23 protein-coding genes are annotated in these 22,151 nt (G+C 43.0%); 14 read left to right on the top strand and 9 right to left on the bottom strand.

Annotated elements, in window-relative coordinates:
• The first annotated feature begins 558 nt into the window (after nucleotides 1–558).
• The 4 genes from U9Q77_00715 to U9Q77_00700 all read left to right on the top strand — a co-directional run bounded on the left by U9Q77_00715 (nucleotide 559) and on the right by U9Q77_00700 (nucleotide 3,620).
• Entirely contained in the window at nucleotides 559–1,653 is a 1,095-nt protein-coding gene (locus U9Q77_00715; protein MEA3285883.1) for a Na/Pi symporter, read from the top strand.
• Nucleotides 1,654–1,677: 24 nt separating this feature from the next.
• Entirely contained in the window at nucleotides 1,678–2,352 is a 675-nt protein-coding gene (locus tag U9Q77_00710; GenBank protein MEA3285882.1) for a PhoU domain-containing protein, read from the top strand.
• A 4-nt stretch (nucleotides 2,353–2,356) separates the two neighbouring features.
• Complete coding sequence (locus tag U9Q77_00705) at nucleotides 2,357–2,821, top strand: N-acetyltransferase (protein MEA3285881.1); 465 nt, start codon at nucleotides 2,357–2,359, stop codon at nucleotides 2,819–2,821.
• 484 nt (nucleotides 2,822–3,305) lie between these two features.
• Complete coding sequence (locus tag U9Q77_00700) at nucleotides 3,306–3,620, top strand: MTH1187 family thiamine-binding protein (GenBank protein MEA3285880.1); 315 nt, start codon at nucleotides 3,306–3,308, stop codon at nucleotides 3,618–3,620.
• Nucleotides 3,621–3,991: 371 nt separating this feature from the next.
• Here U9Q77_00700 and U9Q77_00695 read toward each other — a convergent pair whose 3' ends face one another.
• Both U9Q77_00695 and U9Q77_00690 read right to left on the bottom strand, forming a co-directional pair.
• The gene (locus tag U9Q77_00695) at nucleotides 3,992–4,231 is read right to left on the bottom strand and encodes a thioredoxin family protein (GenBank protein ID MEA3285879.1); all 240 of its coding nucleotides are present in this window, start codon (nucleotides 4,229–4,231) and stop codon (nucleotides 3,992–3,994) included.
• A gap of 105 nt (nucleotides 4,232–4,336) precedes the next feature.
• A complete protein-coding gene (locus U9Q77_00690; GenBank protein MEA3285878.1) occupies nucleotides 4,337–5,365 on the bottom strand; it encodes a permease in 1,029 nt (342 codons plus the stop codon).
• Nucleotides 5,366–5,573: 208 nt separating this feature from the next.
• On the opposite strand from U9Q77_00690, the gene U9Q77_00685 reads away from it, so the two are divergent.
• From U9Q77_00685 to U9Q77_00675, 3 genes are all read left to right on the top strand, one after another.
• Complete coding sequence (locus U9Q77_00685; protein MEA3285877.1) at nucleotides 5,574–6,143, top strand: hypothetical protein; 570 nt, start codon at nucleotides 5,574–5,576, stop codon at nucleotides 6,141–6,143.
• Between the two features lie 157 nt (nucleotides 6,144–6,300).
• A complete protein-coding gene (locus U9Q77_00680) occupies nucleotides 6,301–6,474 on the top strand; it encodes a hypothetical protein (protein ID MEA3285876.1) in 174 nt (57 codons plus the stop codon).
• A gap of 36 nt (nucleotides 6,475–6,510) precedes the next feature.
• Nucleotides 6,511–7,212, top strand: coding sequence for an RluA family pseudouridine synthase (locus U9Q77_00675; protein ID MEA3285875.1), 702 nt, complete (start codon nucleotides 6,511–6,513; stop codon nucleotides 7,210–7,212).
• A gap of 323 nt (nucleotides 7,213–7,535) precedes the next feature.
• Here the strand turns inward: U9Q77_00675 and U9Q77_00670 are convergent, their stop codons facing one another.
• From U9Q77_00670 to U9Q77_00655, 4 genes are read right to left on the bottom strand one after another with little or no spacing between them, the layout of a single operon-like run.
• Nucleotides 7,536–8,711 (bottom strand): response regulator, encoded by a 1,176-nt coding sequence (locus U9Q77_00670; GenBank protein MEA3285874.1) that lies wholly within the window; start codon nucleotides 8,709–8,711, stop codon nucleotides 7,536–7,538.
• 1 nt (nucleotide 8,712) lies between these two features.
• A complete protein-coding gene (locus U9Q77_00665; GenBank protein MEA3285873.1) occupies nucleotides 8,713–9,084 on the bottom strand; it encodes a response regulator in 372 nt (123 codons plus the stop codon).
• On the bottom strand, nucleotides 9,081–10,550 hold the full coding sequence (locus U9Q77_00660) for an ATP-binding protein (protein MEA3285872.1): 1,470 nt from the start codon (nucleotides 10,548–10,550) through the stop codon (nucleotides 9,081–9,083). Before U9Q77_00660 ends, U9Q77_00665 begins: the two co-directional genes overlap by 4 nt.
• Nucleotides 10,543–11,070, bottom strand: coding sequence for a YfiR family protein (locus U9Q77_00655; protein ID MEA3285871.1), 528 nt, complete (start codon nucleotides 11,068–11,070; stop codon nucleotides 10,543–10,545). The genes U9Q77_00660 and U9Q77_00655 overlap by 8 nt, the downstream gene beginning before the upstream one ends.
• A gap of 223 nt (nucleotides 11,071–11,293) precedes the next feature.
• Between U9Q77_00655 and U9Q77_00650 the strand changes: the two genes are divergently transcribed.
• The 3 genes from U9Q77_00650 to recO all read left to right on the top strand — a co-directional run bounded on the left by U9Q77_00650 (nucleotide 11,294) and on the right by recO (nucleotide 13,925).
• Nucleotides 11,294–11,740, top strand: a complete 447-nt coding sequence (locus U9Q77_00650; GenBank protein ID MEA3285870.1) for an NUDIX domain-containing protein — start codon at nucleotides 11,294–11,296, stop codon at nucleotides 11,738–11,740.
• 99 nt (nucleotides 11,741–11,839) lie between these two features.
• Entirely contained in the window at nucleotides 11,840–13,072 is a 1,233-nt protein-coding gene (locus U9Q77_00645; protein MEA3285869.1) for an MFS transporter, read from the top strand.
• 97 nt (nucleotides 13,073–13,169) lie between these two features.
• The gene (gene recO / locus U9Q77_00640) at nucleotides 13,170–13,925 is read left to right on the top strand and encodes a DNA repair protein RecO (GenBank protein ID MEA3285868.1); all 756 of its coding nucleotides are present in this window, start codon (nucleotides 13,170–13,172) and stop codon (nucleotides 13,923–13,925) included.
• A gap of 254 nt (nucleotides 13,926–14,179) precedes the next feature.
• Here the strand turns inward: recO and U9Q77_00635 are convergent, their stop codons facing one another.
• Nucleotides 14,180–15,229 carry an AI-2E family transporter gene (locus tag U9Q77_00635; protein ID MEA3285867.1) on the bottom strand — a complete coding sequence of 350 codons (1,050 nt, stop codon included), beginning with the start codon at nucleotides 15,227–15,229 and terminating at the stop codon, nucleotides 14,180–14,182.
• Nucleotides 15,230–15,416: 187 nt separating this feature from the next.
• A complete protein-coding gene (locus U9Q77_00630; GenBank protein ID MEA3285866.1) occupies nucleotides 15,417–16,214 on the bottom strand; it encodes a DUF3147 family protein in 798 nt (265 codons plus the stop codon).
• Nucleotides 16,215–16,435: 221 nt separating this feature from the next.
• On the opposite strand from U9Q77_00630, the gene U9Q77_00625 reads away from it, so the two are divergent.
• Both U9Q77_00625 and U9Q77_00620 read left to right on the top strand, forming a co-directional pair.
• Nucleotides 16,436–17,362, top strand: a complete 927-nt coding sequence (locus U9Q77_00625; GenBank protein MEA3285865.1) for an ABC transporter permease — start codon at nucleotides 16,436–16,438, stop codon at nucleotides 17,360–17,362.
• Between the two features lie 97 nt (nucleotides 17,363–17,459).
• Nucleotides 17,460–18,317 carry an ABC transporter permease gene (locus U9Q77_00620; GenBank protein MEA3285864.1) on the top strand — a complete coding sequence of 286 codons (858 nt, stop codon included), beginning with the start codon at nucleotides 17,460–17,462 and terminating at the stop codon, nucleotides 18,315–18,317.
• A 12-nt stretch (nucleotides 18,318–18,329) separates the two neighbouring features.
• Here the strand turns inward: U9Q77_00620 and U9Q77_00615 are convergent, their stop codons facing one another.
• Nucleotides 18,330–18,755: a hypothetical protein gene (locus U9Q77_00615; GenBank protein ID MEA3285863.1), complete on the bottom strand. Its 426-nt coding sequence runs from the start codon at nucleotides 18,753–18,755 to the stop codon at nucleotides 18,330–18,332.
• Nucleotides 18,756–18,925: 170 nt separating this feature from the next.
• Here U9Q77_00615 and U9Q77_00610 point away from each other — a divergent pair, with 170 nt between their 5' ends.
• Nucleotides 18,926–19,531 carry a cytochrome c3 family protein gene (locus U9Q77_00610; GenBank protein MEA3285862.1) on the top strand — a complete coding sequence of 202 codons (606 nt, stop codon included), beginning with the start codon at nucleotides 18,926–18,928 and terminating at the stop codon, nucleotides 19,529–19,531.
• On the top strand, nucleotides 19,528–22,151 hold a 2,624-nt coding region (locus tag U9Q77_00605; GenBank protein MEA3285861.1), incomplete at its 3' end, for a TAT-variant-translocated molybdopterin oxidoreductase. The genes U9Q77_00610 and U9Q77_00605, both read left to right, overlap by 4 nt.

The following is a 22,151-nucleotide window of genomic DNA, read 5'->3' as shown; positions in this document are numbered from 1 at the left end:
ACCTGTAGACGAGGATGTTAGGGATATAAGGGTATAGAGGCTGTGTGAAAACTTCATTGCGCCGGAATAATTACTTTCTAACATTAGCTTTGGTTATCTACCTATGGTGCTGTTAATAATGATACTTCCCCCAGGCTTCAGCCTGGGGGTTATAAAAATATCAAAAAGAAGGGCTTTAGCCCAACAATACTGGGCTAAAGCCCAAAGAATCAGTGGGTTATCATACCCCCCATGCTAAAGCATGGGGTAAGCGTTGTCCCTATTCTCACACAGCCTCTATACGGTAGTTGGAAGCAAAGTGGTTTGAGTTTATGATTTGTGACGTGATTCTATTAAAAGTGGATATATCTGAATCGAAATACATTCAGCTCGAAAGTTTGTAGTGAGCTTGCCTGTACTGAGCAACGTCAAAGTATCAAAATAAAACACCAGTTTCAAAACAAAATAAAACCATTGATTGACACAAAGATGATATTACTTTGAATCAGCCAAAGGAATAATTTTTGGCAAAACATTTTGACCTGCTCCATTAATTTTCACAATTCTAAAGGAGTTATTGTGAATCCGGAACTGCGCCAAAAGATTATTAAAATAATCATTGTAATTATCACGATCTATCTATTCCTGCTTAGTATTAAGTTGCTAGGACATAGTTTTAAGCTTTTCGGTAAAGAGTTTGCCGAAGCAATGCTTCAAACTACTTCAAATCCTTTTGCCGGTCTGCTAATTGGAATTGTTGCCACATCTCTTATTCAAAGTTCATCAACTACAACAGCAATAGTGGTTGGATTGGTTGCAGGTGGAGTGGTAAATCTTGAAAATGCCATACCCATTATTATGGGTGCAAATATTGGCACAACGGTAACGAATACTTTGGTTTCACTTGGCCATGTAGGTCGTAAAGCAGAGTTTAAAAGAGCGTTTGCCGCTGGCATAGTACACGATTACTACAATATTAGTGCTGTAATAGTTTTATTCCCCATCGAAATTAAATATCACATAATTCAAAAAGTCGCTATTTTTCTAAATGTGAGATTTGAGGGTGTTGGCGGGATGAAAATGTTCAACCCCTTAAAGGCTATCTTAAACCCGGTCATTCATTTTATTGACGGGCTGATAGTATCAATGCCTTTTAAAGAAATAATATTATTGATCATTTCAATTATTGGGATGTTTGCAGCACTTGCTTTTTTGATTAAGATGATCAGATCCCTGGTGGTCAATAAAATTGAGCTTATCATAAATAAATATCTCTTTAAGAATGATGCACTGGGAATGTTCTGGGGTATGATGATGACCTTTATAGTACAAAGCAGCTCTGTTACAACATCACTGATAGTCCCCCTGGCCGGAGCAGGAATTGTAAAATTAAAAAAAATATTCCCGTACACACTGGGTGCGAATATCGGAACAACTGGCACAGCCCTATTGGCTGCTTTAGCAACCGGTCATCCAGTAGCCGTCACCGCTGCTTTTGCACATTTAACTTTTAATATTTTTGGAATAATGATCTTCTATCCCCTCAGGTTTATCCCCATAATATTAGCAGAAAAAACCAGTGTTTTTGTATCAGGATCAAGAAATAAATTAATACTATTTATCAGTATATATATTGTTTTACATTTCATACCAATCCTTTTTATGGTATTCTAATTAAACAAACCTAAAGGTGACTCTATGTGGAAAGAGATAAAACAGTTATGGTCCATGGATAATTTATTAAGCGAAGCTTGGATCATGACCTATGAAGCGATCAATATAGATGCAGAAATGTTTCGCGATGCAGTGGATACCCTCTGGGGCGATAATGTACAATCAGTTCAGAAATTGATATTTAAAAAAGATAAACTTATAAATAAATATGAAAGAGACATCAGGCGTAAAGTAGTAACACATATTTCTGTGCAAGGCGGGGAAAGCATTGCGGCTGGACTGGTTCTTTCTACAGTGGTAGTGGATGTTGAACGGATCGGTGACTATATAAAAAATATTGTAGACCTGACCGAAATGCATCCAGGAAAGTTTAGTGGCGGGGAAATGGAAAATATTCTTCACGAAATTGAAGTTTCCATCAAAGAGATGTTTTCCAAGGCGCCGGAATGCATCGAAGAAGGAGATGTAGACCTGGCACTGGAGATTTACTCTGCAACTAAAGCAGTAGGCAGAACCTGTGATACCTATATTAAAAAACTGGTCACTGGAAAAAACGATGAACTGAACTGCTCAAGCGTGGCTGTATTCGCTTTATACTTTAGATATTTAAAAAGGATTAATGCCCACCTGAGAAATATGATATCAAGTGTGATAAATCCTTATGACCGTATTGGATTTAAACCAAAGAAGAAAGTTTGACTCCGTGTCAGATTTTAGTGTTAGAGATGCCACTCGCGAGGATATTCTTGAAATAGTCCGTTTTAATGCTGCCATGGCTCGGGAGACAGAAGATCTTGACCTAGAACCAATAAAGTTAAAAGAAGGCGTTCAGGCAGTGTTTGAGGATCCCCTCAAAGGATTTTACCTGGTTGTTGAGCACGCCGGAAAGGCGAGAGCCTGTCTTATGATTACCACAGAGTGGAGTGATTGGCGCAATGGCCACTTCTGGTGGATCCAGAGTGTCTATGTAGAAAAAGAATATCGCAACCAGGGCCTTTTCAAAGCACTTTACCGTTATCTTTTAGATAGAGTTGAATCTAACAGCGCTATCGCCGGATTACGGCTATATGTGGAAAAGGAAAACATACTGGCACAACAAACGTATGAGAAACTGGGAATGCATAAAACAGATTACTTTCTGTACGAATATTCTAAAACAAAAGTGTAATAATATTTCTTCTTAAAAGGTCAACAATAAAACCAGAACTGAACACAACGACTACATTACCTCTTCAAAGAAAAAAATAGACGTATTGTAAAAACAGTAATTGAATAGTAATTTTAACACTAAGCGCAGCGATAAGCAACTACAAGACACCCATTATGGTTTATTTTTTGTTAAATGAGAACCGAATTGCAAAACAGGGGTACAAAATTATAGATAAAGCTTTAAAATTAGAGTGTGGACAATAAACGAAAAAGTGAATTAGTCAAACATTGACGAAACCGCAAAAAGTAATTTAAAAATCATCAAATACGCCCTAACTCATTTAATATTGACCACATAACGCAAATACTGCTAAACCCATAAATATCTATACTCTGCGTCTCTGCGCGCTTTGCGAGAGGGACTTTTTTCGAGATCGCCAAACATTGGAAAAAAAGATTAGAAACCGAATTTGAAAATAGTTAAAGACAGGAACTAAAGTTATATGAACACAATATTGAGTTTTACCCTGGTGCCAATCAATAGTGGTTTATCTCTTTCAAAATATATCGCTGCCTGTACAGATATAATATGTGAATCTGGGTTAAAATATGAATTGCATGCCAATGGATCCAATATTGAAGGATCCTGGAATGATGTGTTAAATATCGTTAAGCAATGCCAAAAGAAAGTACATGCAATGGGAGTGGACAGAATATTTACAACCATTCAGCTTGGCACAAGGACTGATAGAAATCAAAGCATGGACGAAAAAAGACAAAGTGTCGAATCAAAACGTCAAAGCAACAAACCGGAATAAGATGAGACTAAACGAAGAATAGATGAATTGCTTGCGGCAAAAAAAAATAGAATAAGAATCAAAAATGCCCAGTGACGATGGTGTTGTCCTTCAGATGATACCGACAGTATTCCAAGACCTAACCCGCATATTTCATGAAGCAGCACAATCTGACTTGTCCTTTTATTTTCTAACTGCGTTCTTCGGAGCAAATCCGTCCTCAGCGGTCATACAGACCGATTGCGGATGATTTATCCTCTCGCCTTGTCAGAAATCAAAATTCCAGCGTCAGAACGACCTCCGGTACAAAGTGAATTTTTGATATTATTGTGTAACTTACGTAAACACAGCATATTATAATTGCTTTTGCACTTCCTCATGAAATATGCGGACTAAGGCTCGACAAGCCAGGACTCAACCAGCTCCGAGGACGGAACACTTCCCTGGTGCACAACTATTCCATTGATCACAACCCCAGGAGTACTCATTACATCGTGAGCCATGATCTCCTGGATGTCTTCTACTTTTTCAAGCATTGCAGCCATCCCTTTTTCCGCAATGATCCGATTGAAAAGTTTATAAGTTGCCTGGCATTTGGCACAACCCCCGCCTAAAACCTTTACATTTATCATAACGCTCCTATATAAGCTGACTAGAAAAACATTGTATATTTGAACTATTCCCAAGCACCAAAAGGAATATCTGCATGAATCTGTGTATCTCTGTGGTTAAAAACATCAAAGAACCAAATTAAAAACAACCCCCACCATCAAAATACCAGCGGCAACAGTACTGACAAAAATACTAATCAGTCGTACGCTTAAAACTTTCCGCAGAATGATTAGTTCTGGCAGTGAAAGCGCCACAACACTCATCATGAAAGCCAGGGCCGTACCCATGGCCGCTCCTTTTGCCAAGAGCGCCTGAACAACAGGTATAACACCCGCTGCATTGCTATACATGGGTACACCAATGATTACAGCAAGGGGGACTGACCACCAAGCCTTTTCTCCCATGAAAGAAGCCATGAAAGCTTCAGGTATGTAACCATGTATTACAGCACCAAGCGCAATTCCAAAAAAGATGTAAATCCAGACCCTTCCAACAATGTCCCTTACTGCCGAAAAACCAAAGTCAATACGCTCAAAAAAAGTCAACGGGATCGATTCAAAAGAGACAGCCTTTTTAGGAATGTTCTGAACCCATTCTTCCAAATATTGTTCGAGATGAAGACGACCCATTACCCAGCCGGAAACGATGGCGATCAACAGTCCCAAACCCAGATATAACAGAGCCACCTTCCAGCCAAAAAGTCCAAACAAGAGAGTCAGAGCAATTTCGTTGACCATGGGGGCAGCAATTAAAAATGAGAAAGTAACCCCAAGGGGAACTCCAGCTTGAACAAATCCTATAAAGAGCGGAACCGCGGAACAGGAACAAAAAGGGGTAACCACTCCAAGCAAAGCAGCCAGAATGTTGGCAAAACCTTTAGAACGATGAGCCAAAAGAGAGCGCGTACGTTCCGGGGTAAACCAGGTATTTATGATACCCATAATAAAAACAACCCCAGCCAGCAGCAAAAGCACTTTAGGAGCATCATAAATAAAGAAAGCCAGAGCTTCACCCAAATGTCCATGTCGATCTACCGGTAAAAGGCCAACCAGGTATTCAGATAAAGGAAGCAGGGTTAGATAGACCACAAACCAAAGGAACCCCGCTAAAACGAGGCCAAAGAGAAGCGTGAGGGATTTTTTGGTTGATGTCATCAAGCATGACGCCTTATTTACTTCAGTTAATAATTAACAGCGTAAAATATTAGCAAAAACCAACACCCCTGAACAGATATTTATTAAAGAGATTGAAATTAAGGTTGCCGACCAATATTTCTCCTCAATCCGCCTGATGTGAATATTTCCAAATCTTATTTGCAGGTAAACAACCGTGAAAAGTTTATACTCTAGCCGAATGAAGGAGATGCAAAAGATGAAATGTCCTTACTGCGCAGAAGAGATCCAGTCAGATGCAATTTTTTGTCGCTTTTGTTTTGCTGAAAAGAAGAACGGCAAGTGGGTTCATCCACCAGCAACCAATACGGTCAAATCACCAGTTCATGGGTCGCGTTTTACCATGCGTACGGCCGCTTTCTTTTTCTTTATTTCAGGACTGGTCGAAATGTCATCGTTGTCATCAGGCGTTTCATTGTTTGGGGAAGTTCGCGTTGGTCCAGTTGCCATCTTTTACCATTTGCTTTTTATCGGTCTTTACATAGGAATGGGGACAGGCTTGTGGGGCGCAAAACCATGGGGGTTGAAAATAATGATCGCGGGAGCTGCTGTTTATACACTAGACAGAATTTTGTATTTATTTGACGGACAGGCAAACGCCAACATCGTAAATGATTATGGGAATTTATTAGGGGTAGAAGCTCAAGGTATGATTAGTATGGTAACCAGCCTGGTTACCGCCCTTACCCTTGCTAGTTGGTGGGGCTTTATTATCTATCTCTACATCAAACGTGATTACTTCCAATCTTCAGGTCGATGACCAAGAGACAAATCTGATCAGTTGATGCAAAAGAACTCGATTTTAGAACATCAGCAGTTAAATTTAGTAATACAGATTCCTTCATATTAGACAAATCGAATCTGTCAACTTGTAGAAAAACAGGTTTTAACAATTGAAAAAATAAAAAGGATGATTTATGGCTAAACCAAACTATGCTTTTGCTAAACACCAAAGAGATATCGCCAAGAAAAAAAAGAAGGAAGAAAAACGCCGACTGAAAGAAGAAGCCCGACAAGCGCAAAACGCCACTGAAGATCAAGTATTGCCAGAAGAAGACGCAACTCAGGATCAAAACGAAGAAAACGACTAAGCCTGCACGGTAAAGCATTTCAAGAAGAAAATATTTATGGATCGGTCAACTGTTAAGCGGCGTTCAAAGCGACACCAACCCAGGGGTTTAACTATCCTTCATGAAGATGATCACCTTCTGGTTGTTGATAAAGTCAGTGGTCTCTTAACCATTAGTAACGCCAGGGAAAGAGACCGCACAGCCTATTTTGCTTTAAACAATTATGTCCGAAAAGGAAATGCAAAATCACGCAAGCGCATCTATATCGTTCATCGTCTTGACCGGGATACGTCTGGCGTGTTGATCTTTGCGAAAAGCGAGCAAGACAAGCGGTTTCTTCAAGATAAATGGTCAGGATTCTCCAAAAAGTACTATGCTGTGATACACGGTATTTTGCCAGAAAAGGAAGGAGTGCTTTCATCCTATCTGGCCGAGAATGCTGTGCATCGGATGTATGCTGTAGATGATCCAAAGCAAGGCAAGCAGGCAAAAACAGGCTACAGGGTGATCCGAGAAAGTAAACACTTCAGCCTGGTGGAAATTGACCTTTTAACGGGTCGCAAGAACCAGATCAGGGTTCAATTTGCAGATATAGGTTGTCCTGTGGCAGGTGATAAAGTTTATGGTGACAAAACAAAAGGCATAAAGCGCCTGGCTCTTCACGCGGGGAGCATGACCGTATTGCATCCAAAATCAAAACAACAGGTGATATTCAAAGCCGAATTACCAGTCTATTTTAATTATCTATTAAATCGGTAGGGTGTTAAAACACCAACAATAAATACGCCGACTACCAGTTAACACTATTCAGAGAAGATGTTTTAATTTAAACTATTGATCAAGTCTAAAGCAAAAAGTTATAGATACCCTCGCTCTCGCCTGCTGTATAGGTTTCAAAAAAAAAGATGATCCAAAAGAATTAAAGGGTGAAGAATTTAGAGTGGTTGTATGTGACATATACTATTAGAACCGTGTTATTAAAACTATATTATAAAGAATATTTAGAACAATTAAGTATATTTAATGAATTAATTATGGATGAATAATTGGTAATAATTAAAACCCTCCTTAAAGGGAAAGCATTAATCCTTCAGGAGAAGATCTGGCAAGAAGATAGTATAGGTCAAGCCTGTATCAGAAGCCACTTGAACGGTTCCAAATAATTGGTTCTCAACAACAGAACGGATGATATACATTCCAAGGGTCTCGCTCTTTAAAAGGTCAATATCAGGATCAAGACCGACACCATCATCAGAAATTGTTAAGAGTAAAGCATCATCGTCATTAAGAGAAGCCTTAATGAAGATTTGTCCTTCAACTCTCTTTCTGAAAGCATGTTTTAGGGTGTTTGATAATATCTCATAAATGACCAGACCCAGCGGGACAAGAACCCGAATGTTAACCAGAACGGGATCAATCTCAAAAATCAAATTAATCTTGGTATTATCCGTTTCATCCAGAGATATAATTTGACGGGAAAAATTTGTAATAAACCAATCAAAGCTGAGATTATTCAGACTTTTTGAACGAAAAAGAAGATCGTGTACAAAAGACATGCTATAGATTCGGTCACCCATCTCGGCAAAAACAGATTCAACAGACTGGTCACCCATTTTTCTTGATTGAAGATCAAACAAGCCAACCATAACCTGCATGTTGTTTTTTGCCCGATGATAAACTTCTTTTAACAGGATTTCATTTTCAAGAAGTAACGCGGAAAGTTTTTCTTCAGTATTTTTGCGAACAACAATCTCTTCTTTCAGCTTTAGCTGAGTTTTGTTTAGTGTATCAATCTTTTTTTCCAACATACGTACCAGAGATTCACCGTGATGTTTTAGATAATCCTTTTCTTGTGGAAAAGGGATAACACCATTCTTTTTACCCGCATCATGCTCATCAAAAACCTCGTTAAAAACCCTAAGTAAAACTTCTGGTTCCTGGGGTTTTAAAAGGTAACGATCAACCCCCAGGCTTAAAGCAAGCTCCTCATCACCCTTATCAAGATAAGAGGCGGTATAAAAGATAAAGGCGGCATTTTTTAATAAAGTATCAGTTTTAATTTTGTGGCATAACTCAAAACCATCCATGACTGGCATGAGCACATCTGCAATGATCATATCAGGTGGGTTATTGCGGGCCAGATCAAGAGCCTGTTCACCGTTTGAAGCACGGTCTACAGCAAAGCCATTACTGGAAAGAAGAGTATCAAGAAAATAGAGATTTTCAGGTTTGTCATCAACCAGCAAAATTTTCTTCAAGTCAAGATTTCCTTAAATAGCTTTCGATCTCATCAATAAAAGTGTCCGGATTGATTGGTTTTTTTATATAACCATTACAACCAGCCTCAAGTGCCTTTTCTTTGTCACCGGGCATGGCATAAGAGGTAATGGCTACAATGGGTATGTTTTTTAGTGTTGGGTCAGCCCTCAGCGCCAGGGCAACATCATATCCATTCATTTTTGGCAACTGAATATCCAGAAGAATCAAGTCCGGAATGACATCACGAGCTTGGTCCACACCTTTTTGACCATCAAAAGCCTGGTAAACCTCATGACCACTATTCCTTAACAAAAAGGATGTCAGATACATATTGTTCTCATTGTCTTCGATAATAAGTGTCCGAATACTCACTGGCATGTCTCCAAATTAAAGGGTAATATAACGGTAAATGTACTGCCAACCCCTGGTTGACTCTCAACAGAAATAGTTCCACCCAACAGCGCAGTCAACCTTTTGCAGATCGCCAATCCTAGCCCAGAACCTTCTCTAACACGATCCAGCCCGGTATCAACCTGTCGAAAAGACTGAAAAATGTGTACTTGATCAGCTTCTTTTATGCCTAGTCCAGTATCGATAACAGCAATGGAGAGATTTTCTCCGTGGCGAGAACAGACAATTTTTATGGAGCCTTCATCAGTAAATTTAATGGCATTATTTATCAGATTGATAAGAACTTGCTCGAGACGGCGTTTATCGCTGTGTAATTCAGGAATATCGTTTGCTATAGTATACTCCAGTGTGAGTCCTTTTTTCTCAGCAAAGGGTCGTAAGGCACTCGCTGTCATAATAACCAGGAGATCTATTTTGAAAGCCTCTCCATAAACCTGCAGGCGACCGGACTCAATTTTTGAAATATCCAGCACATCATTAATAAGGTCAAGCAGATGGGAGGCGCTTCCCTTGACCATACTCAGTTGCTTTTTCTGTTCATCAGTAAGCGGTCCAGCCAATTTTTGCAATAAAATTCCAGTAAAGCCGATAATTGAATTTAAAGGGGTTCTTAACTCATGGGACATGGAAGCCAAAAAAGCTGACTTTAGATGGTCTGATTCTTCCGCCTTTGTTTTTGCCGTTTCAAGTTCCATGGTTCGCTCAGCAACCAGATCTTCAAGATGTTTTTCATTATGTGAGATCTTTTCCATCATCGCGTTAAAGTTGTCTACCAGGGTGCCGATCTCATCTTGAGATTTTCGTACAACCCGAAGTGAATAATTACCACTTTCACGAACTTTTTTGGTGATGCCGGCCAGGCTCAGAATAGAATCAGAAATTGGTTTTTGAATGCGGATCGACATCAGTGATGCAAGAGCCAGGCCAATAGAAAAAATAAAAAGGGATTGCCAGAGCGCTTCAATCAACTGGGTTGTTCGATTGGAAGTATCCAACCTAAGGGTGATCCAGCCAACCGTCAGATTATCAAAAGTGATCTTTTGGGTAAAAAGGAAGAAGTGCTCCCCCACTATACGAGGCTCAACGGTTATCCCTGAAAAGGGATAGGCAGGAACATCCGGCTTATCAAAGGTTGCAAAGAGTTTGCCCTCGTGATCATAAATAGCAGCATTTAGAATATCTGGTTGGGTAATCAATGACTCCAAAACATCTTCAGCAGCCTCATTGTCAAAGAACATCAACGCAGAAACACTATTAGAACCAAGAATCTCTCCCAAGGTGGACAAACGACTGAAAGAAGTATCTTCAAACTGTCGGTATTGAGTAAATAGATAAATGCCAACAAAAAAGACCAGAACAAACAACGTTGTAAAAAGCTGAATTGAGACAAGTTTGACTTTAATGGATAGATCACTAAACCTAATCACGACTTAATTTTTCCTCTTCTCCGACAAGAATAGCGAGCTTTAAAAGTTGAGAACTGGCAGACAGCTTGGCATCAGACAACGCTTTCCGATTGATCTCCAGCTTGATTTTCCCATCTCGCTTAACAAAGTTGATAGCTCCATCACTGGACGCAAAACCCAATGATTCACCAACGATCAGAATGTTTTCTGGCGGGATATCTGGACGCAGCTTATGAAAAGACTCCGCTTGAGCAAAAGGAACAAATAAAATTTCACATAATTCGATCTCTTCAGCCCTGGAAACACGCTCAACATTGACGATCTGACCACCAGATCTTCTCTCTCGCGACAGCTGTTTCAAAGGCAACAGGATCTCATCCAAGCCATACACACCAATGGTGAAAACCTTTGCAGTATCCAGGGTTGTCCAGCTGATATATTGAGTGAAATTCATCAGAAAAACAGCTTTCATACGGGTTTCAGGATTAACATGAATCCGCTGACTCTGAATTACCAGGAGGGGTAAGATCAAGATAGTCATGAATCTAAAGACCAACGAATTCAATGTTTTTTGTAGTGCGAGAATCAAACTTTTAAACAACTCCTATATAAAGACATAAAATCTAAACGGGTCGAGGTCTTTTTCCTATATTGAATCCACCCAGACAGCAAGCACACAAAGCTGTTTGAAGCGATAGTTAACTATTTGTTGATTACACAGACTCGCACACGTTGCAGCCTTATAACCGGAGCACGGGAGAACGATGGAAATTACGCGTCATTTTACAGCCACAACATTTATAGTATATCAAAATAAAACCCTCTTGCATCTGCACCGCAGCCTGAAATTGTGGTTGCCCCCCGGTGGTCATATTGATCGGGACGAATTACCTCACATAGCTGCTGTTCGAGAAGTAAAGGAAGAAACGGGTTTGAATGTTGAATTGATCCATGGTGATCTCACGATTCAGTCTGAGAACGCTCAGGAAATTCCGGCTCCTCGACACCTGTTGTTGGAAAACATCAACCCATTCCATCAGCACATCGATATGATCTATTTCGCCAGAGCAGCTTCGTTTGAAGTCGCCCCGGATGCAGGAGAAAGCCTGGAATTACGCTGGTTTTCGGACAAAGATCTGGATGGCAGTGAAATTGAAAACGACATCAAGATTCTGGGTAAAGAAGCGATTGGGATTATATCAACTCTTTAAATGGGGTGACAGTGATAGCGAGCCCTTTAGTCGCGATGTAGCTGAAAGCAGAGGCGGAATCCCCTAACCCTTGAACCGATCCCCTCCTATCTTGCCGGCATGAATCAGGACCACACCAAACACAATTTCAAAGCCTTTATCTGGCACGCTACCTTGCTGGCTTTCACCTCTACTTTCACTGAAATCAATACAGTCTTGCCGGGTATGATCCTCAAGGTTGGCGGTAATCAAATTCATGTTGGGATATTGACTGCTATCATGGTGGGCGTGCCCATGTTGACCCAATTGATCTTTGCCGGATTTCTCACGCCAAAACCACGCAAGAAACCATACCTGTTGCTGGGGGTCTATTTAAGAGTGGTTGCCTTGGGCGGTGTGGCCTGGACCCTGTCAAGATTTACAGAAATAGAGCCAATGATCGTTATTTTTATGGTGTATGGCTGGATGCTTATTTTTGCTACATCAGGTGCCTTTACCGGCGTTTCCTACACTGATATTCTTGGAAAAAGCATTGCCGGAAACTCCCGAAAACGTTTTTTTGTGGTTCGCCAGTCGTTGGTCAGTATCGGTGTTCTCTTTTCAGCCTTGATCGTTCGCGAACTGCTTAAGCGCTTTACTTATCCCCAAAACTATGAAATTCTTTTTATAGCAGCCGCAGGAGCTCTTTTTTTAGCTACTTTCGGATTCGTTGCTTTACGGGAAAAGCCAGTAGAAAACCGCTTTGAGAGCAGCACCTTTCTGGAGATACTAAAATTTATTCCGAGTTATTTAAGGGAAGATGCCAACCTGCGAAACTATATCATCATGAACAACCTGACCGGTTTTGCCACCACCCTGCTTCCTTTCTATGTGGTTCTGGCACGGGATACCTATTCACTGGGCATGGTCGATATCGGCAACTTTTTGCTGGTTCAGATCAGCGGTATGATCCTGTCTAATGTTTTATGGTCCCGCATCGTTAAAAAGCATCATTTCAAAGGGGTCCTTTTGATCTGGATCCTCATTGGCGCCACCTTACCTCTGCTGGCATTGATATTTTCTGCTCTTGCTCCAGAACCGATCTTTCTGATTGTCTTTTTCTTAAGTGGGGCGGCTATGAGTGCCCGTAAGATTGCCATAGGGGGTGTTTTAATTGAAATTTCTGAGAATGATAACAGGGCGCTCTATTCAGGAATCAATGGCGCTTTCAATTTAACCATAGCCCTGTTTCCGCTGGTGTCCGGATTCGTGATTGCCTGGATGGGTTATACCCCTGTCTTTATCCTTGGATCCCTGTCAATGCTTTCTGCTGTAATCTTTGTCCGCCGACTGAAATGTCCTGCTGAGGAGTAGCTTGTCGGGACATAGCACGCTACATCCGTACTTAACCATAAGAATTAATCTGTGTAATCCGTGCAATCCGTGGTTGCATTAAATACGAGACTATACAATGATTGAAAAAGCAGAAGCCATTGTTCTGAAAACCTTAAATCATGGTGATACAAGCAAGATAATCACCCTGTATTCACGCGAATCAGGTCGCTTAAAGTTGATTGCGAAGGGGGTTCGCACGCCAAAAAGTAAAGCCGCCGGTCTTTTTCAGCCCACCCGTCACCTCCAAGTGATTTACTATCACAAACCTAACTCCGGCCTGCAAATGTTCAAATCTGGCGAGCTAATTGATGGATTCTTTGGTCTGGAGGATGATTTTGATCGGCTAACGCTGGCACAGGTCGTTGTGGAGCTATTGGATAGATCTATTGAAGACGAAGAAAGTCACCCCCAACTGTTTCAACTACTTGCAGATACTTTAACCAGGCTTAGCCTGGGTGAAGTCTCTTCCGCTCGAGCATTTTGGTTTTTCCAAATCCAGCTATTAAAGGAGTTGGGTTATCGACCCCATATAGGGCGCTGTTCAAGTTGCGGAGAATCCCTTGATAGTGGTGGGTCGTTAGGGATTGGTAGTCCGCATCTGGAATGTGTGAAATGTCATCAGCCGGGTCAGGATTCAATTTTTGTCTCGACGGCAATTCTAAACGTAGTCCAAAACATCTTAAATTTTCCCTGGTCTCACATTGAGAAATCAAATCTAAACGCTAATGAGAGACGTCGCCTTTGGGATTTTCTGTGGCGTTATACGTTTCATCATATTGAATCAACCAGAGGTATGAAGTCTTTGAAAGTTTTACGGCAGCTTTACAGTTAAAAATATTTCGGTGATCCCATGGTAGAAACGCAATGCATTGCGTCTCTAGCCTGAATAATTCATAGCCACTAAGTCACCAAGACACAAAGTTTAATAAAATATATGCTTATCAAAAATTATCACTCACAGATGTAAATAATACTGTTTAAAATGACCTTGTTCATAACTTTAATACTTTTCGTGACTTAGTGTCTTCGTGGCAATAATTCATGAATAATGCAGGCTAGCTATGCATACAGAAATGACAGATCAGATTATTTATTATTGACCTGTGAACCGCCGCCCAGCATGGTGGATAACCACTGGGTTTCATCAAAACTGGCTAAAGCGATCTTCATAGACATGGTCAGAGGAACTGACAGGATCATTCCCACGGGACCCAAGACCCAGCCCCAAAATAACAATGAAAGGAAAACAATCAGGGTTGAAAGCCCCAGTCCTTTACCCATGAGGCGTGGCTCAAGGAAGCTGCCGATTGTCATATTTAGAACAAGATAACCCAGGGCCACAGCCAGGGCTGTCCAGGGGCCCAGCAAAACCAAAGCCAAAAGAACAGGTGGAATTGCAGCGATAATTGAGCCAATATTTGGGATATAGTTGAACATAAAGGTGAATAAACCCCACAACAAGGCATAGTCAACCCCCAGGATTGTAAGCCAAATACTGGCCAGAACACCGGTAGCCATGCTCGTGTAGGTTTTGATCACCATATAGCGTTTAATGCTCTCAATAAAGGTGCTGAAGCGTTCAACCTTTGATGAATTTGAAATCAGGGTTTTGTCCAGTTTGGTGTTAAAGGTGGCGGCCTCTAAAAGCATGAAGACCACAACCAGCAGGATCAGAAAAGTATCACCAACCAGGTTCCCCATTCCAGTGAGCAACCTTGAAGTTAGACGCATGGCTGCACCGGGATCGATTAACTCCATAAAAGTTTGATCCACAATTTTTAAACCACGGGCTTCAAAGAATGAAAGCAGTTCAGCCATTTTTACTCGTAGGCCCTCTTGGTAACGTGGTAATGAGCTTGAGAAATCTGTAAGCGAGGTTCCAACCATTACAGCCACGAGAAAGCCAAGGGTGATAATAGCCAGAAGAATGATCAGGATCGCAGCCCAAACGGGAATTCCTTTACTGCGGAGCCAATTCAAAAGCGGGGTAACGATAATTGCAATAAATAAAGAGAGAAGAAAAGGGATCAACAATTCCTGGGCGGCCCGCAACCCGGCAATAACCACAACAAAAGCCGCCACGGTTAAGAGTAAACGCTGAGCCCGATTGAAACCACTTTGCACAATATCTGTCATGGTGTCCTTCTCATTTCTGCCACAAAATTATCCAGCAATTAAGGTAATTAATTTTCTGGAAATGAAAGCAAGATTTAATAAATGAAAGGGTGTGTAGATTAAAGTGTATATCTTCTGGTGGAGATTCGCTTATCATGATCTTGCTGCTAAAACAAAGGCGGAAATCGCCGACTGGCTGACGGGCGAATCAGACTCGACGACGAATAATGTGATAGGTTCCAGACGCAGATACAGCAGAAACAAGAATGGTTAAAAGGGTACCAGTCATCAACCCAAAATATTGATAGGCAAAGTGAGCCGTAATGGCATATACGCCCACATTGATCATTCCACTAAGCATAAGGGTTTTTGCTACTGCCCGGGAAAACTCGGCTCCACCTGTGCGATAGGTAATAAACAGGGTCGACATAAAAATCACCGGGAAAGTTGAGAAAATTCCGCCAATAACAGGACCAGCCAGACGACTAACCAGAACAGCCATTGAAATAATAAAGCCACTAACAAGACCTCTCGTCAACATTTGTTGAAGTGTATAAGGAACCCGAATACCTCCCTTGGAGGCAATGTCCATAACATGTTCAGTAATGTAATAGCTCGTCCCCAACATGACTAGCCAGCCAAATATTGAGAACCAAAGACCATCCAGCTGGAGCCAGACAATAATTCCATTAACAATAAACCAGAAAAAAAGAGCAGCACTCAAAGCCTTGATTAATCCTCGACGAACCAGCGTCAGATAGATCATGATAAATATGCCGTTGACCCCCATAACCAGGGGAATCATGACGGCAGCTTGAGATGCGTCTTCCGTGGATTGTGAAAGACCAATAAAGAGCAGGGCGATAACAATGGTGGATGGCAACCCGCCGATAAACCCACCGATCTTGCTGCCAAACCTTTCTGCGATAATGGTAATGGCAGTGACCCAGATCGAGCCAATCACAAAGCTTGATAGAAGTTTAAGAAGAAAAGGTTGATCCAGCATTGCCATGGGTACAGATTAATGAAAAAGTCTCATCATAAAACCTGTTTTCAGCGACGCCAAAGGTTATTGCTCAGAGATAGACATTTCGATTGGGCTCAATGTCAGGTTTGTTCCAGAGGAGTCTATTAGCCATTCGTGTAATTGGCGAAATTAGCGGTTTCGTGATGTGCTTTAGTGAAATTATCCTTCCCCATTCCCCCTGAAACATTAATATCCCCCCAATGCTGCAATACATCATCAAACGCTTTGCCCAGTTGGTGCCGGTGATCCTTGGCATTATTCTACTTACTTTCATTTTGATGTACATCGTGCCAGGAGATCCCGTGCTGTCTATGGTGGGGGAGCGCTATGACGAGGAGACGCTTGAGCGTTTGCGTGAACAGTTTCACCTGAATGATCCCCTTTGGAAACAGTTCGGTCACTATCTCTGGGGCTTGGCTCATGGTGACCTTGGGGTTTCTTTTGTCTCTCAAAAACCGGTAACCCAGATGATTATGGAACGTTTTCCAGCAACCATGCTTTTGGCTGTTGGCGCTATGACTGTCTCAATTCTGCTGGGAATCTCTGTGGGAATTCTTTCAGCCATTAAACCGCACTCATGGTTGGACCGAACAACAATGGGAATTGCGTTACTTGGAGTTTCGGCACCGGTTTTCTGGGTTGGCTTGCTTCTGGTGATTGGAGCGCGAGCGGTGGGGTGGCCCTATCTCACGGGCTATGGCTGTCTGCCCTATCTGGTTTTACCTGCAATAACTCTGGGGACCCGGAGTGCCGCCTTTTTAGCACGAGTAACCCGGGCGAATATGCTGGAAGTGTTATCTCAGGATTATGTCCGGACGGCCAAAGCCAAAGGATTATCAAATTTCATGGTGGTGACAAAACACGCCCTTAAGAACACCCTGATCCCTGTGATCACAATTATTGGGGTGGACTTTGGGTCCTATCTGTCTGGCGCAGTTCTCACGGAATCGATTTTCAATTGGCCCGGGATTGGTCGCCTGGCCTTGAATGCCATTTTGAAACGGGATTTTCCTGTGATTCAGGGAGCTGTTTTGGTAACAGCTCTGATCTTTGTCACGGCCAACTTCCTGGTGGACATCCTGTATGGTGTGATTGATCCGCGTATCCGGGTTGGGAAGGATAAATAAATAGTTATGGGTAAACTGTTTTTTGGGCACGAATTCGTAGAGACGCAATGCGTTGCGTCTCTACCGTCCCCGCTAATTATTACACACAAGGAAACCTATGCGCGGTAGCATCACCCAGGAAACCCTGCGTCAATTACGCAAAGACAAAACAGCTCTGGTTGGTTTATTTCTGGTGGTATTGTTGATCTTTGTTGGGGTTTTCGCTCCTTGGGTTGCTCCGTATGATCCCTATAATGTTGATTTGGATATCAGTTTGCAACCACCATCTGGAGACCATTGGCTGGGAACGGATGAAGAGGGTCGGGATGTGTTGTCTCGGATCATCTTTGGTGCTCGAATATCCCTCAAGGTGGGTATCATTGCCAGCTCCATATCATTGATACTGGGTGCTATTTTAGGCTTGTTGGCTGGTTTCTTTCGGGGCTGGGTGGAGACTATTATTATGCGTTTTACTGATGTAATGTTTGGGTTTCCAGCCCTGTTATTTATGATTGGAATTACAGCCGCGGTTCCTCGTCCCAGTATCGAGGTGGCCATGTTGGCGATTGGATTGGTATCCTGGCCAGGTATGGCAAGAATTATGCGAGCACAAGTCCTCACTATTGCTGAACAGGAATATGTTACAGCAGCCTACTCTCTAGGGTATTCCAAACGCCGAATCATTATGAGACATGTCCTTCCAAATAGTCTCGCGCCTGTGATTGTGGCCTTTACTATGAGTATCGCTGGTGCAGTTATGGCTGAAGCCTCTTTGTCATTTATAGGTCTAGGCGCTCAGCCACCGGAACCCAGTTGGGGATCCATGATTGCCTTTGGACGCATGCATCTCCGGGGAGAATGGTGGATTTCTGTTTTCCCTGGCCTGGCTGTGGCGGTAATGGTTATCGGTTTTAATTTATTTGGCGAAGGTTTGCGGGATGCACTGGATCCCACCATGCGTGGGCGGGGACATTGATGGGGTGAATCATTACGGGGCGGTTGGTGGTTGGCGGTTGTAGGTTGGTGGTTGTAGGTTGGTGGTTGGCGGTTGGTGGTTGGTGGTTGGTGGTTGGCGGTTGGTGGTTGGCGGTTGGCGGTTGTAGGTTGGCGGTTGGCGGTTGTAGGTTGGTGGTTGGCGGTTGTAGGGACAAGGCATGCCTTGTCCCAACAACCGGTCCCAACAACCGGTCCCAACAACCGGTCCCAACAACCGGTCCCAACAACCGGTCCCAACAACCGGTCCCAACAACCGGTCCCAACAACCGGTCCCAACAACCGGTCCCAACAACCATTTCCCAACAACCATTTCCCGACAACCACCATTGCCCCCAAATGATAAATCAATACCCCGTCCGGCCAAAGAAAGGAAATCAACCAACAATTGAATTCTGCGGTGGCACAAATTACTTGCCATAGAACAGGACTGAATGTATCATGTTTGATACTAATTGCGGGGAAGGAACAAGGGAAAATCAGACTAGCTGATAACCGTGGCTACCCCGCATAAACCCAATAAAGTCAAAAAAAAAGGGAGAAATCTTGGCTCAGATATTCCCCAAATGGACGAATAGAGCGCCGTTATATGTGTTAGCAGGTCTAGTCATTACGGTTACCGTTATTGGCTATTTGGTCGATTACTATGCCTCTCCACTATATACCGATGTTGGTTATCGTCCCAATCAACCCGTTCCCTACAGCCATAAAGTGCATGCCGGGGATCTTGGGTTAGATTGTCGTTTTTGTCATACCGGCGCGGAGACTTCTCCTGTTGCTGGTCTGCCTCCAACACAAACCTGTATGAACTGTCACAACATGATCAAGGCTGATAGTGAAAACCTGGCCCTCGTTCAAGAAAGTTTCAAGAGTGGCTACCCCCTGCAGTGGATCCGGGTTCACAAGTCTCCTGACTATGTTTACTTTGATCATTCCGCCCATATTACTGCCGGCGTAGGCTGTGCCAGTTGTCATGGACAAATTGATGAAATGGAAATCGTCTCGCAGGAAGAACCGTTAAGTATGGGTTGGTGTCTGACCTGTCATCGGAATCCCGAGGATCATCTTAGACCCGCCAGCGAGATAACCAACATGAGCTGGACCCCACCAGCCAATCAAGCCGAATTCGCAGCCAGGCAAATTGAGCTGTTAAATATTAAGGCTCCCATTACAGACTGTACAGGATGTCACCGATGAATCAGACTAAAAACACCAATGCACAGGGTAAAGCCTACTGGCGCAGCCTGGATCATCTGGCCGAGACTCCGGAATTTAAGGAGCTGGCCCAACGAGAATTCCCAGAAGGCGCCTCTGAGCTGACCAACCCTGTTTCACGTAGAAAATTTTTGACCTTGATGGGCGCATCAATGGCTCTGGCTGGATTAACCAGTTGTCGTCGTCCGGTTGAGAAGATCATTCCTTATGTGATCAAGCCGGAAGAGATCATTCCAGGCAAACCTCAATATTATGCTACCAATATGCCATTTGGAAATGAGTTCTTTGGACTATTGGTTGAAAGTCACGAAGGTCGCCCCACCAAGATAGAGGGTAACAAGAACCATCCAGCAACGGCAGGCTCTTCCAATGTCTTCATGCAGGCAGAAATGCTCAATCTTTACGATCCAGATCGTTCACAAGTCGTTTTGCGTAATGGTAAAAATTCCAAATGGAATAGTTACCGGGCAGCCTGGAAAAAGGAAGCTGAAAAGTATGCCGAAAATGATGGTGAAGGTTTAGCTATCGTGTCAGAAGGCTTTAGTTCTCCCTCCATGATGCGGCTTGCCAAAGCATTTTCGGAAAAATATCCCAAAGCTCAGTGGGTCACCTATGATAGCATCAGTGATGAGAACATCTATAACGGTCTCAATGCTGCCACCGGCTATCTGGCTCGCCCCACCTATGATTTTACTGCTGCAAACGTCGTTCTGTCCCTGGATGCAGATTTTCTGCAGATGGACAGTAATGATATTCAATATTCCCGTGATTTTATTTCACGTCGGAAAGTTCAGTCTGAACATGACAGTATGAATCGTCTGTATGTAGTAGAAGGAACGTATTCTATTACAGGTGGCATGGCAGATCATCGTCTCCGGGTTCAGAGTGGACAAGTCGGCATGTTTACAGCCGCCCTGGCAGCAGAGCTTAGTGCTCAAGGCCTTGGTCTCAGTGCACCACGAATCAACTCAGAATTTGACAAAAAGTGGCTCAAAGCTGTTGCTGCTGATCTGATCGCCAACCAGGGTGAGTCTCTGGTTCTGGCTGGTCGTCGTCAACCCGCTGAGGTGCACACTTTGGTAGCATTGATCAATGACGCCTTGATGAATACCAGTAAAACCGTGAGTTATACTTTCAACCCCGACATGCAGGTTTCAAACCTGACCTCTTTTGTTGAGCTAACAAAAGCAATGAACAAGGGTCAGGTTAACTCCCTGGTTATTCTCGGGGGAAATCCAGTTTATCAGGCTCCGGTTGATCTTGATTTTGTAGCGGGACTGGAAAAAGTTGCTTACTCCGTTCATTTAAGTTCCCATGTTGATGAAACGTCCTCCAAAACAACCTGGCACATTCCCAAAGCTCATTTTCTAGAGAGCTGGGGTGATGTCTGCGGTTATGGCGGTTCCGGAATTATCCAACCCTTGATTGCCCCCCTCTTTGACGGCAAGAACACGATAGATGTTTTGGCCGACATGCTTTCCAAAGAGGAAGTTTTGGCCTACGCATTTGTACGGGAAACCTGGGCTGAGATTCTCCCCAAGGGAAATTTCGAGAAAGCTTGGCGTCGTGTGGTGCATGACGGGTTTACTGATGTAAATCGTGAAACTACAGTCACTTTTGATAAAGACAGAGCACAAAGTGTGGTTACATCGAGCGAATATAGTGCTCCAACTGCCTCTCTGAATAGCATGGAAGTTGTCTTTACGGCATCTTTCTCCAATTATGACGGTCGTTATGCAAATAATGGCTGGATGCAGGAACTACCAGATTCCATTACCAAGGTAACGTGGGATAATGTAGCTCTGATCAGTATCAATACAGCCAGAGAGTTGGGCGTTAAAAACGAAGATCGTCTGAAGATCAGTCATGCCGGAACCGACCTGATTCTACCGGTTTGGATTTTGCCTGGTTTGGCTGAAAACACCATCGTTCTGGAAATGGGTTATGGCCGGGACATCGGTCGTGTTTCCACAGGGGTTGGTTCTGATGTAAATATCTTCAGGAAAACCTCCGCCACCAGTATGGCCTCCGGCTTTACTGCTGCAAAAGTTCCCGGAAGTCATGTTTTAGCCTGTGTTCAGGATAATCATGGCATGGACGCTGAAGCCCTGGCCGCGGATGCAATTCAGAAGAGATTACCGACCATCGTGCGGGAAAGCACTATGGATGACTATCAGAAAGATCCGGCTTTTGCCATGGCCTTTGCAGAGAAAAAGGATCTGGAAGATTATACCATGTGGAAGGAGCACGACTACAGCAAGGGTGTTCAGTGGGGCATGGCCATCGATCTGAGTAGTTGTACCGGCTGTAGTGCCTGTACCATTGCCTGTCAGAGTGAAAACAATATTCCCATTATTGGTAAGGAAGAGGTCAGCAATGGCCGCGATATGAGCTGGATTCGCCTGGATCGCTATTTCAGTGGTGATGTGGAAGATCCTGAAATGCTCTTCCAGCCCGTTGCTTGTCAGCATTGCGAAATGGCTCCCTGTGAAGGTGTTTGTCCTGTGGCAGCCACTACTCACAGTGAAGATGGTCTCAACGAGATGGCTTATAACCGTTGTATCGGGACCCGTTATTGTGCGAATAACTGTCCTTATAAAGT

It is taken from the genome of Candidatus Neomarinimicrobiota bacterium (assembly GCA_034716895.1).
In the GTDB taxonomy this organism is placed as follows: Bacteria; Fidelibacterota; UBA8477; order UBA8477; family JABMPR01; genus JABMPR01.
Note: the sequence above shows the minus strand (reverse complement) of the source record. Positions and strands in the feature narration are given on the sequence as shown.